A 12,529-nucleotide genomic window follows, 5' to 3' on the forward strand; every position below is an offset into this window, starting at 1 on the left:
CATACATTCGCGATCAATGAGCCAAACAACCGCAACATCGATTGCGGCGCAAGACAAAGACGCCTTGGAGGAAGCACCATGAAGACCGTGCCCGTCAGCCGTCGCCTGTTTCTCAAATCGTCGAAGGCATCGGTCGCGTGGCTTGTTTTTTCGCCCGCCATCATCGGGCGGGCACAGGCGGCCACTACCAAACTCAAATTGTCATCGTCGCTGCCCAACGACGCCAAATATGCCAATGGCCGGGTTTATTACGACAACCTGGTCAAAAACCTGAAGGCGAATGGGCTCGGCGAGACGGTAGAGGTCACGTTCTTTCCCGACAACCAGCTCGGCCAGGAAATCGATGTCATCAATTCCGTCAAGCTGGGGGTGATCGACCTGATGGTGTCGGGCTCCTCGATCTCGGCCAATCTGGTTCCACTGGTCGGGACATTTGACCTCGGCTACCTGTTCGCGAGCTTTCCGCAACAGACCAAGGCGTTCGATGCCGGTGCGGCGAGGCCGATCGAGGAAGCGCTGCTCAAGGGCGCCAATATCCGGATTATCTCGTGGGCGTATAATTTCGGCGCCCGCAGCGTGCTGACGAAGCGGCCGGTGAAAACGCCGGAAGATCTCGCCGGTCTCAAGATCAGAACCCTGCCCAATCCGGTCATCACCGAATGCCTGCGCCTGATGGGCGCCGCCGCGACACCGCTGGCGTTCGGCGAGATCTACACGGCGCTGCAGGCCGGCGTGCTGGACGGGCTCGAGCACGATCCGCCGACCATCCTCGCCAGCAAATTCTACGAAACATCGAAACACTATGCGCTGACGCAGCATAATTTCTCGCCGCTGGCGACCTATTTCAGCGATGCCACGTTCACCCGCATGGATCCGAAACTGCGCGAGGGATTTCTCGACGCCGCCAGCAAGGCGGGCGCCGATACCCGCGCCCATGGCCTTGCGGTCGAGAAGGAGGCGCTTGCGCTGCTCGCGGACAAGGGCGTGACGGTGGTGGAATGCGACCGGGAGGCGTTCCGCAACCGCGTGCTTCCGCAAACCGACAATTTCGTCAAGGCGCGCCCCGAGGCGAAACCCGTGGTGGATACGATCCGCGCGACGCAGGCTTGAGAGGACAGCGCATGTCAGGCGCCGCGCTTTCGCCAGGCGCCGGCCACCGGTTCATCATCTCGCTGCTGCTGTTGAGCGACGCAACGGCGGCCATCCTGCTTGCCGCCGATCTCCTGGTCGTCTGCGGTTCGGTGTTGCTGCGCTTCCTGTTCAACGCCCCGGTGGAATGGGCCGACGACGTGGCGCGCGGCCTCATGGTCGGATCGAGCTTTTTCGGCGCCGCCAGCGCGCTGGCCCGCAGCGAAAATCTCGGCGTGGCGTTTTTCATCGACCGGCTGCCGGCCGCCGCGCGAGCCGTGGTCGATGCCATCGGCGCGCTGCTGGTCACCGTCATTGCCGGTTATGTCGCCTACAACGCCATCAAGCTCGGCGGGCTGACCACCGGGCAGACTTCCGGCTCCGGGCTGCCGCTGGAGCTGACGTTCTATCCGATGGGGGCGGGCGCGCTGTTCATGACGATTTTCGCCGCCGATGTTTTCCGGCGGCGTCCGCTGCGCGACATGATCGCCGCGGCAGCCGTGACCGGCCTGATCGTCGGCCTCTATCTGGCGCTGGATCGGCTGGCGCCGGAATGGGTGCCGTCGTCGGGAACGCTGATGCTGGTGGGCTTTTTCATCACGCTGTTCGGCGGACTGCCGATCGGCTTTGCGCTGGCGCTGGCGGCGCTCACCTTCATCTGGGTCGAAGGCACCCTGCCCGGCGTCATCTTCGCCCAGCAGATGGCGCGTGGCATCGACAATTTCGTGCTGCTGGCGATTCCGTTCTTTATTCTGGTCGGCTATCTGATGGAGGCGAACGGCATGTCGGTTCGCCTGATCGAACTGCTGCAGCGTGCGGTGGGACGCATGCGCGGCGGTCTCAATGTCGTGATGGTAACGTCGATGGTGCTGTTTTCGGGCATCTCCGGCTCCAAGATGGCCGACGTCGCGGCGGTGGGATCGGTGCTGATCCCCGCGGCACGGCGTTCCCGGCAGAATCCGGGTAGCGCGGTGGCGCTGCTGGCGGCCTCCGCGGTGATGGCGGAAACCATTCCGCCCTGCATCAACCTGATCATCCTGGGCTTCGTGGCCAATTTGTCGATCGGCGGATTGTTCGTCGCCGGCCTGTTGCCGGCCGGGCTGATGGCATTGGCCCTGATCGCGGTTTCGATTCTGTTCGCAAAAAGCCGGGCATCGCTCGAACTCGAGCAACGGCCTGCGATGACGGGGCTCTGGAGTGGTGCGATCGCGTCGTTCGGACTGATCTTCATGATCTTCGCCGGGTTCAAGAGCGGGTTCGCGACCGCCACGGAAATCTCGGCCTTCGCGGTGGTCTACGCCGTGGTGGTCGGCAGCCTGGTGTTCCGCGAACTCGGCATCAGGACCGCGGCCCACAGTTTCGTGCAGGCGGCGACGCGTTCCGGACTGGTGTTGTTCATCGTCGCGGCGGCGCAATCGCTGGCCTTTATCCTTACGCTGCAACAGGTGCCGCATGCGGTGGGTGAAATGATGCTGTCGCTGTCGGGCGCCCATGGCACCTGGCTATTCATGCTGCTGTCGATCGCGGTGCTGATCGTCATGGGCTCGGTGCTCGAAGGCGCCGCGGCGCTGATCATCTTCGGGCCGCTGCTGCTGCCGGTGGCGGTCAGGCTCGGCATCGATCCCCTGCATTTCGGCGTGGTGCTGGTGATTGCGATGGGAATCGGCCTGTTCGCGCCGCCGCTTGGGCTCGGCCTCTACGGGGCGTGCCTGATCGGCAATGTGCCGATCGAGCAGACGGTCAAGCCGATCCTGGGCTATCTCGGATTGCTGCTAGTGTGCCTATTGGTGATCGCCTTCGTCCCGGGCATCAGCACCGCGCTGCCGCGCGCCTTCGGTTACTGACGAGGAGAGCTTGGCGTTGAAGGTTCTGCTGACCCATACGCCCCGGGCAAGGCGCCAGTATTACGGCGAGCGCAGCCTGAACGGCCTGCAGGCGCTGGCGCAGGTCATCCTGCATGAAGATGGCGACGCGCTCGACGTGGCCGGCTTGATCGAGGCCGCGCGCGATGTCGATATCATCGTCGCCGACCGCCTGACCGAGGGTTGGGGCGAGATTTTTCCGCGGCTCCCGAAGCTGCGCGCCTTCGTCCGCTGCGCGGTCGACATCCGCAATATCGACGTGGCAGCCGCGTCCGCGGCGGGTGTGCTGGTGACGCGGGCCGGACCGGGCTTCGTGCCGTCGGTGGCGGAGCTCGCAATCGGCTTTCTGGTCGATCTGTCGCGCGGGGTGTCGCGGGCGGCGGCGGATTATCATGCCGGAAAGATGCCGGAGGTGATGATGGGGCAGCAGCTCGCCGGCAGCGTTCTCGGCATCATCGGTTACGGCAGCATCGGCCGATACCTCGCCGACATCGCCAAGGCGCTGGGCATGGAGATTCTGGTCGCCGATCCCCATGCGACCGTCACCGCGCCAGGCATCCGGCAGGTGCCGCTGGAAGACCTTCTGGAACGCTCCGACTACGTCGTTTGCCTGGCGGTCGCCAATGAAGCCACCGAGAACCTGATCGGAGCGGCGGCGCTGGTGCGGATGCGGCCCAGCGCATTCTTTATCAACCTGTCGCGCGGCAATCTCGTCGACGAGGCGGCATTGGCCACGGCGCTGCGCGAAAACCGCATCGCCGGCGCGGCGATGGATGTGGGCCGCGCCCGCGATCAGATGCCGACGCCGGATCTGGCGCGACTTCCGAACGTGATTGCGACCCCGCATATCGGCGGCTTGACCCCGCCCGCGATCGAAAGCCAGTCGCTCGAGACGGTTGGTCAGGTCGAAGCGATCATCGCCGGCAAGGCGCCGATCGGCGCCGTCAACGCCGAGCATTGGTCGCGGCGTTTGGGATGACCTGCGGATAACCCGCAAGACTGATTGGTAGCGCAAAAGGGACACGAACTCCCGACCCCAGGGTTATGACTCCCGTGCTCGCGAACCTTCGCACTGCAATGTTTCACCACGACACGCGCTCATTGAAACCATCAGCAACGCTGAAACCGAATTGGAATTAATTATGGCGGAATCTGAGCCGTGGAAAAAAACGCTCGCCAAACAAATGCAGTAATTGCGGGGGAGAAGGAGATACGGCGCGGACTTGTACCAAGGGAGCTACCAATGTCAGAAGAGATGCACTCCCCCCAACCGCCCTCTAAATCTCTGGAGGAGCAGGCGCGCGAGTTCTTGCTCCTGCTCGAGCAGATCATATCCACTGCGCCGGAGATGGTAGACGAGCTGGAAAAAATCCCGGCGTAATTGCCGGGATTCTCGTTATTCCTTGGATAAATTTGATAGATAACTCCCTCTTGCCACCAAGAGATCGCGGCATGATTCATGTCGATAGGGCGCCTTGATCGTCGGTAACATCACGTGTCGGCGATAAGATATGAAGAAGGTTTGCATCCGGGCTGAGGCCATCTCAGTCAGGTTCGGTTATGGCAGGCTTAATCTTTGGTACGTCGAACCTTATCTGGATTTTTGGCTGTCTCGACCGAACTCGCCAATCGCGCTGTTTCTTCAATACGCTTGGCGGGTTTGTGCGATTGATCGCCAGCCTCGGGCTTGAGCGACTTGTTGTTCTCTTCGACAAATATCGGGCGCTGAGCCATTTGTTCCTCCGTGGCCTTTGGATGCAACTCGGATCGGGACAATAGGTTGCGACTGGGGTGCTCACCTGCGCGTTTTCCAAATAGACCCAGCCTATTCGCCTCAAAAAATTGCGCCTATTTTCATTGAACGATGCGGGGCAATGAGCCTTACCTTTATTCAGAGGCCCGAAACAGACAAAGAGAGCCTCGCTGAATATTCAGGTGGAACCTGAGCTTCGCACCTTTGTTTTCGTAAATCCCCAAGTGGCGCCGCAAGCGCTACTCGTCGAAGGATGGAAACCAAGGAGAGATATAATGATTACAAAACAGCTCATACTCACAGGCTGCGCCATCATGGTTCTGAGCGTTGGCACCGCACACGCCGGTCCCTGCAACACCGGCGGTAAGGACGCTGGCTCTGGTCCCACGCCCGGCTACACCGGTCAAACGATTGGCACTGGTTCAGCAGATACCCGCGAGCACCCACCGACCGACACGATGAATCGCGTGACAGGAGACAAAGCCGCGTCATCGCAGGATGCTCAAAGGCAGATGCAGGGCGAGCCCACCGCCGCACAGCAGGCCCAGGGGGCCAAGCCATCAGCAAAGATGGCCGATCAAGGCTGCTGAGCACTAGCTGAAAGGAATGCCGTCGGCGCAAGCCGGCGGCCTACCGACAGTTGCGCGTTGGTCTACTTCCAGACATGCCAGACACGGTGATTAGATCGGGCAGGATCGATGTGACATCCTTATCTTGGGTGCACGCTCGATTTAGAGCGATATTGCGAGCCCAATATCCATCGAAGGCTCAGATCTTCGGCGCCAGATCAGCGCGGTCAAATACCGGTGTTTTCTCAATCTTGCCCTGACCATCGCCAGCAGGTGTATCTTCGACCGCGCGCCGTAACGCTTCGGTCGTGGCGTCGAGTCCATCAACGGTCTCGTTGGCCGCACTGCCCGAGTCATGCGGACGTATCGGCACCTGTTCGCCTGTTTCGGCAGTAACTGGGTCGCGATTGATATGTGGCATTGAGGACTCCTTGTTTAGACCAATCCGCTCGCTCGCATCCGGTTCTCCCCTCCTTCATGAGAGCCGTCCCAACCCAACGCCGCGCGCGTAGTGAACCGCTGATACAAAATAGCCTCCCCGAGGGGAGGCTATTTTGCGTCATCAGTGGCGATCAATTAACGCCTTGTCGTGGTCCCTATCGCCATCACGGTCGTGATCTTTCTTAATGACTACAGTGTCCCGATCCCGATGTTCGCCGCGATCCCGGATGACTGTACGGTCGTTATCTCTATCACGATCGCGGTCATGCCCAGCGCCGACTGTTACTCCAGCCGGTCCGACACCAACTCCAACCTCTTCCGCGCTCGCAGGCACTGCAACACAAATGCCCGCAACGGCTGCAATTATCAAAGCGTATTTCATCACGTTCTCCAAATATTGTGAAGCTAGGTGGTCTACGTTCGAGCAATCTATTGGTTCCGACCGACCGCGTCTGATTCTCACAGGTTTCTCCAGAACGAATTTGAAGCTGCGGAAACGTCGACTGCTGCCGCACAACGCTAACCATAGCCGCGTCATCGTCGATCATATCGAGTTCGCGTGCCGCAGCACGGCTCACGCCGATAATGCGGCCGCGACTATAAGGGTCACGATTAACTTGCCGCTCGATGCGCAACCGGCGCCATAGAGCTCGGCCATACCGCATTCAGCGTAAGCTGAGCATCATCGAACTGCTGTTAACGCAAGGGCGACGTAAAGACTGACCTAAATTGCTCACCCCCCGGCGATATGAGTTGGGCATGGTTACGGAACAATACGTTGACGACCCTGTTTAATGCTTAGGTTCGCGGCGAGAATTAATATTGGGCGAACGCGTCCTTAATGGAGAAATCCCATGGAATTGATCCTGATTATTGTTCTGGTAGTGCTCGTGTTCGGGGGCGGTGGATATTGGGGACGTAGTCGGGGTCATTGGTGATAAATTCACCCGTCCGCGTCTTTGAAGCATCATCAAGCTGCTGTTCCAGCCGCGAGAAGTGCCGCAAAGACCAGCCACAATCTTCTTAGCCCATTCGACGTATTCAATAACGTGGTGATGCCGTTCGCCGCCGCGGTGAGGGCAAAAAAGAACAACGACCCATCGACACATAGCCGCAATTTTGGCGCAACCCAACTCACACACGGAGACACGATGCCGCATCCGGCAGAAGCAAAAGAAAAGGAAGCAAAATTCACCCGCAAGCAATTGATTGAAGCCCTCAACGAGGACCTGTCGCGCGAATATCAGGCGATTATTACGTATGTGAATTACTCTCAGGTGCTGAAGGGTGCTGCCTACATGAACATCGCAGACGAGCTCGCGGTGCACGCCGGTGAAGAGTTGCAGCACGCGCTGAAGGTGGCGAGCCACATCGACTATCTCGGTGGCATGCCGTCGGTAACGCCGAAACCGGTGAAGACCTCGGAGAAGGCCGAGGACATGCTGCGCTTCGACCTCGATAACGAGAAGGAGACAATCCGCCACTATCGACGGCGCGTTCGACAGGCTGACGCCCTAAACGAATACGCGATCGCCGAAAGCCTGCGCGGCATCCTGGTCGACGAGCAGGATCATCTCATCGCGCTGGCGACCGCGCTCGGCATCGACGCACCGGATCCCGGTATTGCGGATTAGCCAAACGAATTGCCGATGCGTTGTGCCGGTTTGGTATCTCGCAAGGAGCAGGAAGCCGTTTGCTGCGCAAATGCGCTCTTCAGGACGCTTGCACTCTCCCACCAAATGACGTGGCGCGCTTTGAAACTCAATCCCACGGAACTTACCGGACCCTCCGGCCGTTGCCTTCACGTAACCCTCGGTTTGATCCGGAAAGGATTGCCATGTCGACACGCTTTCAGATCGCTGCGCTGGTGTTCATGATGACGAACGCCGTCGCGTTCGGCATCGGTATCGTTCCCATACTGATGATTCCCGCGTTCGCCAACCACGCGTTCGAGGCCATTCCCGCCGTCGTGCTGGCAAGCTTCGCGGTCAGCGCGCCCCTGTCCTGGTTCATCGCTCCGCGCCTGCGGGCGAGATACTGGCGGACCCAACCCCAAAAGGCTCTTCCGCGGCCTCGTTAGCGCGATATCGCTGTGCAATATTGCTCATTACGCGGAAAATTTGGGAACTCGCCCTCTGCGCCGGCTTGATGTCGAGGGAATGATGACCCTTGGCGAGGTCGTACAGGTTGCCGCGGCCTTCGTCGTCGTCCAGGGCGCCTTCAACTGGATGACCGACAGCTATGCCGCATCTCGGAGTGGGCGGCTTCGGCCAACCGCGTGGCATCGCTGGCGCTGGACCAGATCGACGGCAGACAAGCCCCGGCGCCGTCGCGAGAACCGACTGCAATGAATTCACAGACCCCGCAGCGACGCTGACGAGCGACTGGATTTTATATTCCCCTCTGTGGCCTGGGCCACTGACAGGCCGTGCATCGCCGTGCCATGATTGAGCCTGCCTGTTTCAAGGAAGTGGCGCGGTGCTGGATTCGGATCATTCGCGGGAGCTTGAGCTGGAAAACATGCGCCTAACGTCGGGCTGCATGCGGATGGGCCACGGCGACCTCGGCGCGGCCCTGAAATCCGAGATTCAGCGGCTGGCCGGCGGACAGCCGGCCGATCGGGAGTCCGCACGAAAGCACGAACTCGCCTGCCTCCGCATGGCGGCCGACTGCATGCATTTGGTCGGCCGGATCCGGACCCCCGACCTGCAGCGGCATTTCCTGGAGCTGGCCAGGCTGTTGACTGCGGCGGCGGAGTCGGCCGTTGTCCCGGCGTTTGCGCCTTCAGTCTGAACCCTGTCCACTCACCTCTTGCGTTGCCCGGTATCTCCCTGGACTGCGGTCGCGGGTGGCATCAGGAATGCATCGAACCGTTCCTTGACGATGGCGTAGCATTCGCAAGAAGCTTTCTCGAGTCCGGCCCGATCGACGACCTGGATCTTGCCTCGCCGATAGCTGATGAGCCCCGCCGTCTGCAGCGCCTGTGCCGCCATGGTCACCGATTTGCGGTTGGCGCCGAGCATCTCTGACAGGAATTCGTGGGTGTAGGGCAGCGCTTCGCCCTCGGCGCGGTCATGCATCATCAAGAGCCAGCGGCACATCCGCTCTTCCGTACTGTGAAGGGCGTTGCACGCGACAGTCTGCTGGACCTGCGACAGCAGCGTTTCCGAGTAGCTGACGAACAGGTTGCGGACGTGTTCACTGTTCTTGAACTCCGATTGCAGCAGCTCGATCGGGCAGCGGACCATGCCGCCCTCGAATTGTACCAGGCAACGGTTGAACGACACCCGGCTATACATGGCCGCGAACAGGCCGAATGCGCCCTCGCGGCCGATGTTCGCGGTCTCGATGGCCGAGCCGTTCTCCAGCACCGTCAACAGCGACAGAACCGAGCCTTCCGGAAAATAGGCATGCTTGAGCAACCCACCCGCATCGCAGACCACGGCGCCCAGCTTGAGCGTGACCGGTTCGAGATGGGGATCGATCCGCTTACGGCTTGAAGGCTCCAGCGCGCCCAGCAAACGGTTGCCCTGCGGCCCGACAATTCGAAGTTTCGGCATTCGGTCCAACCTTGTCTGTTTCGCAATACTCCAGGCGCGGGTGGCAAAACATGGCCCCCGGCAGGCTAGTCCCTGCGTATCTGCGGCGTGTCGTGAAGAACGGCGTTCAGCAGCGAATGATGGACCTCGATCTCGCCATTGTAGCTGATGAAACCGAGCTTGCGGAATCTGTTCATGAAGAAGCTGACGCGGGAACGGGTGGTGCCGATCATCTCCGCCAAGATTTCCTGGCTGACCTGAACCTTGATCGGCTGCGGGCTGCCGGCCTTGCCGAAGTTCGCCAACAGCAGCAGCAGCCGCGCCAGCCGCTTCTCGCTCGAATTGAAGAGTTGATCGATCAGATCCTCTTCAATTCGGCTGTTGCGCGACAGCAGATACGACATGAAGAGCTCGGAGAATTTCGGCTCGCTGTGAAGGACGGCAAGCATCGCGGTCTTGGTGATGGCGGTGATCTCGCAATCTTCCAGCGCCCTGGTCGTGGAGATCCGTAGCGGATGGCCGTTCAGGCACCCCTCGCCGAAGAACTGCCCGGGCTCGAAAATTCCGACCACCGCTTCCTTGCCCTGCTCGGACAGCACGACAACTTTGACCCTGCCCTTCAGGACGTAGAAGACCTTGTCCGCCACTTCCCCCTGCGAAAACACGGTCTCGTTCTTGCGGAAGGTCAGGACGGTCTTTCCATCGCCGACCTTCGCGAGGAAGGCCTGAGGGTCAAACTCATTCCTTGCGGATTTTGCCAACGCTCACCTCCCGGATCGCGATCAGCCCTGCAACCTAATTTCCGGTCAACGCAATTATAAGTATAATGTCTGGTAACGGACATAATTGACTTGAGTCAAACGGTTTTGGCTGCGCCGCCGCAGTTTATTTTGACCCAGTGAGCCGCGGATGCTTCGCATTCGCACAGACCAACCATCGGGCTCAAAAGCTTCACGGAAGAATCCATGAGCCGTCCCCACCGCCTTCACAAAGAGACCCATCTCGTCGATCGCATCGGGTGGCTGAGGGCGGCGGTGCTTGGAGCCAACGACGGAATTATCTCAACCGCAAGCTTGATCGTCGGCGTAGCCGCGGCGGCTGCAAAACAAAATGACGTCCTGATCGCGGGAGTCGCGGGGTTGGTCGCCGGCGCCATGTCGATGGCCGCCGGAGAGTATGTCTCCGTGAGTTCGCAGTCTGACACCGAGAAGGCGGATCTCGCACGAGAGGGACGCGAGCTGCGTAGCAACCCTGAGGCAGAGCTCGAGGAGCTTGCCGAGATCTACGTCAAGCGCGGGCTCGAGCATGATCTTGCCCGGCAGGTTGCAGGGCAACTCATGAAGAAGGATGCGCTCGGCGCCCATGCTCGCGACGAACTGGGCATTTCTCAGATGACCACCGCGCGGCCGGTCCAAGCGGCCCTCACGTCGGCCGTGACATTCTCCGTAGGTGCAGCCATGCCGTTGCTGATGGTCGTCGTGTCACCTTCGAACATGCTGGTCCCGGTAACGTCGGCGGCATCGCTGGGCTTTCTCGCGTTTCTCGGCGCGGTCGGCGCGAGGGCAGGTGGTGCGAATATTCTGCGCGCGACCATCCGGGTAACGTTCTGGGGAGCGTTGGCGCTCGGGATCACCGCCGGGATCGGAAAGCTGTTTGGTACGATCCTCTGAAGACCACCGTTCGTCAGGTGGCCATGATCGGCCAAGCCGGCTTTGAGATCTAAATCCGCGGCCGGCTCGACGAATTGAGGCGCCGACCTTCATGCGCCGTTCTGCCGGGGGAGTGGAATGGTAGCGGGAGAGGGACTCGATACCACAAACCGAAATAATTCAACAAAAACAATAAACTACCGAGGCGGCCAGCCGCATGTGTCCGGTGTCTGTGATACAGGTGCGAGCGCTTTTTGGCAACCTCAGCTCTTTGAAGTTTAAGTACAGCACTAATTGGCCCGTCGCGGCGCACCCGAACGAATCTGTGGTGTACGCGGCAAGGGGCCGCCCGAAGGCGGCCCCGAAGGATCAGGCGGCTTCGCCTGCCGGTACGTCGGCCTCTTCGACCTTCGGCTTGCGAATGACGATTTCCGCGCCGTTGAGCGGGAGATAGTCGATCTTCACGTTGAAGCCCCAACCGTCGCTGTGGACCCACGCAGCGCCTATCGGCTGCCAGAAACTGCGTTCAACGTTCTTGGTCACGGCGTAAACCCGGTGGCTCGGGCGGTTGTCTGTCTTGCTCATGTGATATTCCTTTCGTCTTGGTTTGAAAGCCATGCACCTTGTGCGACTTCGTGGGGCACAAAGGCCCGCGCGGAACAGCGGCGCGTTCAAAGGCGGCCCGCAGGGCACCGCGAAGCGGCGCGGAGTTGGCAGGGAGCCGAAGGCGACCGAAACGAGCGGCCTTGAAGGCGATGCGCGCGCGGGCATAAGCCCCATAAATTCGAAGGCGCTGGTATTGGCTTTCTGATCGAAAGGAACATCAATGGAATGAGCGACCGACGCCCTTAACCGCCGAACATGGAAAGTGGGCCGAAGCGCCTGGCATTGCGCTTAACAGGTGCGCACAGAGAACGGTGACAAATGTGGAAATCGTCTAACGATTAGCCCAGATCGAGACCGTCGGTGATGGAGCCTGTTCTACCCCCCAACAACAGACATGAGGCGACTGCTTCGGCATGTCCGTTTTGTGCCAACATGCGACATTGGCGCTGCTCTGAAATGGGTAGAGGCCGCCAACTGAGGCGGGCCTTATGTCGGGTGCCGTAGCTCGCCCGCGAGCCAGCCCAAGGAATCCGATTTCATTGGATCGGTTGCGACCGTCACTGTGATGACGTGATCGCACTTGCCGCACTCAAAATTGCGTAAATCGTACCCTTTTGGGCCGGGCATGATCCGAGCCAGGTTCATGCGGTTCTGACATGACGGACAGCGAGGCCGCTCGATTGCGGTGAGGGACGGGCCGGACGTATGGGAATGGGAATCAGGCATGTGATGCACCCCTGTTAGATCAGGCGGGAGCGCGACGCTCTCAGTCACCGATAACTGCCGAGGTTGGGGCGGTGATAAATGGAACTAGATTCCCCTTATGTCGGGGAGTCGATTTAAAAATGGAACCTACGTAGTTCTACGTAAAACATTTAGGGAGGCGGCGTCCGGCCCTACCATCTGCTCGGGTTAATCGCGTCGGTTTGACCATCAACCCGTCACTTCCGGTCTTCCGTGGTGGTCTCAACCGGTCGACGCA

Annotated in this window: 15 protein-coding genes; 9 read left to right on the top strand and 6 right to left on the bottom strand. The window is 60.2% G+C overall.

The features are described from left to right. The first annotated feature begins 78 nt into the window (after positions 1-78). The 4 genes from E8A46_RS00700 (at position 79) to E8A46_RS00715 (ending at position 4,371) form a co-directional block, all read left to right on the top strand. Positions 79-1,110 (top strand): TRAP transporter substrate-binding protein, encoded by a 1,032-nt coding sequence (locus tag E8A46_RS00700; RefSeq protein ID WP_291556130.1) that lies wholly within the window; start codon positions 79-81, stop codon positions 1,108-1,110. A gap of 11 nt (positions 1,111-1,121) precedes the next feature. Continuing rightward, on the top strand, positions 1,122-2,972 hold the full coding sequence (locus E8A46_RS00705; protein ID WP_291556132.1) for a TRAP transporter large permease subunit: 1,851 nt from the start codon (positions 1,122-1,124) through the stop codon (positions 2,970-2,972). Between the two features lie 16 nt (positions 2,973-2,988). Further along, complete coding sequence (locus E8A46_RS00710; protein WP_291556134.1) at positions 2,989-3,969, top strand: hydroxyacid dehydrogenase; 981 nt, start codon at positions 2,989-2,991, stop codon at positions 3,967-3,969. A 264-nt stretch (positions 3,970-4,233) separates the two neighbouring features. Beyond that, positions 4,234-4,371, top strand: coding sequence for a hypothetical protein (locus E8A46_RS00715; protein WP_291556135.1), 138 nt, complete (start codon positions 4,234-4,236; stop codon positions 4,369-4,371). A 188-nt stretch (positions 4,372-4,559) separates the two neighbouring features. Here the strand turns inward: E8A46_RS00715 and E8A46_RS00720 are convergent, their stop codons facing one another. Continuing rightward, positions 4,560-4,724: a hypothetical protein gene (locus E8A46_RS00720; RefSeq protein WP_291556137.1), complete on the bottom strand. Its 165-nt coding sequence runs from the start codon at positions 4,722-4,724 to the stop codon at positions 4,560-4,562. A 294-nt stretch (positions 4,725-5,018) separates the two neighbouring features. Here E8A46_RS00720 and E8A46_RS00725 point away from each other — a divergent pair, with 294 nt between their 5' ends. Further along, entirely contained in the window at positions 5,019-5,333 is a 315-nt protein-coding gene (locus E8A46_RS00725; RefSeq protein ID WP_291556139.1) for a hypothetical protein, read from the top strand. A 178-nt stretch (positions 5,334-5,511) separates the two neighbouring features. Here E8A46_RS00725 and E8A46_RS00730 read toward each other — a convergent pair whose 3' ends face one another. Continuing rightward, entirely contained in the window at positions 5,512-5,733 is a 222-nt protein-coding gene (locus E8A46_RS00730; RefSeq protein ID WP_291556141.1) for a hypothetical protein, read from the bottom strand. A gap of 141 nt (positions 5,734-5,874) precedes the next feature. Then, positions 5,875-6,135, bottom strand: a complete 261-nt coding sequence (locus E8A46_RS00735; RefSeq protein ID WP_291556142.1) for a hypothetical protein — start codon at positions 6,133-6,135, stop codon at positions 5,875-5,877. Positions 6,136-6,808: 673 nt separating this feature from the next. On the opposite strand from E8A46_RS00735, the gene E8A46_RS00740 reads away from it, so the two are divergent. The 3 genes from E8A46_RS00740 (at position 6,809) to E8A46_RS00750 (ending at position 8,546) form a co-directional block, all read left to right on the top strand. Further along, a complete protein-coding gene (locus E8A46_RS00740) occupies positions 6,809-7,387 on the top strand; it encodes a ferritin-like domain-containing protein (protein WP_291556144.1) in 579 nt (192 codons plus the stop codon). A 203-nt stretch (positions 7,388-7,590) separates the two neighbouring features. Further along, entirely contained in the window at positions 7,591-7,833 is a 243-nt protein-coding gene (locus E8A46_RS00745; protein WP_291556146.1) for a hypothetical protein, read from the top strand. A gap of 398 nt (positions 7,834-8,231) precedes the next feature. Then, positions 8,232-8,546, top strand: a complete 315-nt coding sequence (locus E8A46_RS00750; protein WP_291556148.1) for a hypothetical protein — start codon at positions 8,232-8,234, stop codon at positions 8,544-8,546. A gap of 11 nt (positions 8,547-8,557) precedes the next feature. Here E8A46_RS00750 and E8A46_RS00755 read toward each other — a convergent pair whose 3' ends face one another. Together E8A46_RS00755 and E8A46_RS00760 are read right to left on the bottom strand one after the other, a co-directional pair. Continuing rightward, positions 8,558-9,313, bottom strand: coding sequence for a Crp/Fnr family transcriptional regulator (locus E8A46_RS00755; protein ID WP_291556151.1), 756 nt, complete (start codon positions 9,311-9,313; stop codon positions 8,558-8,560). A gap of 65 nt (positions 9,314-9,378) precedes the next feature. After that, the gene (locus E8A46_RS00760; protein WP_291556154.1) at positions 9,379-10,053 is read right to left on the bottom strand and encodes a Crp/Fnr family transcriptional regulator; all 675 of its coding nucleotides are present in this window, start codon (positions 10,051-10,053) and stop codon (positions 9,379-9,381) included. 204 nt (positions 10,054-10,257) lie between these two features. Here E8A46_RS00760 and E8A46_RS00765 point away from each other — a divergent pair, with 204 nt between their 5' ends. Further along, positions 10,258-10,962, top strand: coding sequence for a VIT family protein (locus E8A46_RS00765; protein ID WP_291556156.1), 705 nt, complete (start codon positions 10,258-10,260; stop codon positions 10,960-10,962). Positions 10,963-11,310: 348 nt separating this feature from the next. Here the strand turns inward: E8A46_RS00765 and E8A46_RS00770 are convergent, their stop codons facing one another. After that, positions 11,311-11,526 carry a hypothetical protein gene (locus tag E8A46_RS00770; RefSeq protein ID WP_291556157.1) on the bottom strand — a complete coding sequence of 72 codons (216 nt, stop codon included), beginning with the start codon at positions 11,524-11,526 and terminating at the stop codon, positions 11,311-11,313. Positions 11,527-12,529: the final 1,003 nt, after the last annotated feature.

It is taken from the genome of Bradyrhizobium sp. (assembly GCF_004799445.1).
Taxonomy (GTDB): domain Bacteria; phylum Pseudomonadota; class Alphaproteobacteria; order Rhizobiales; family Xanthobacteraceae; genus Bradyrhizobium.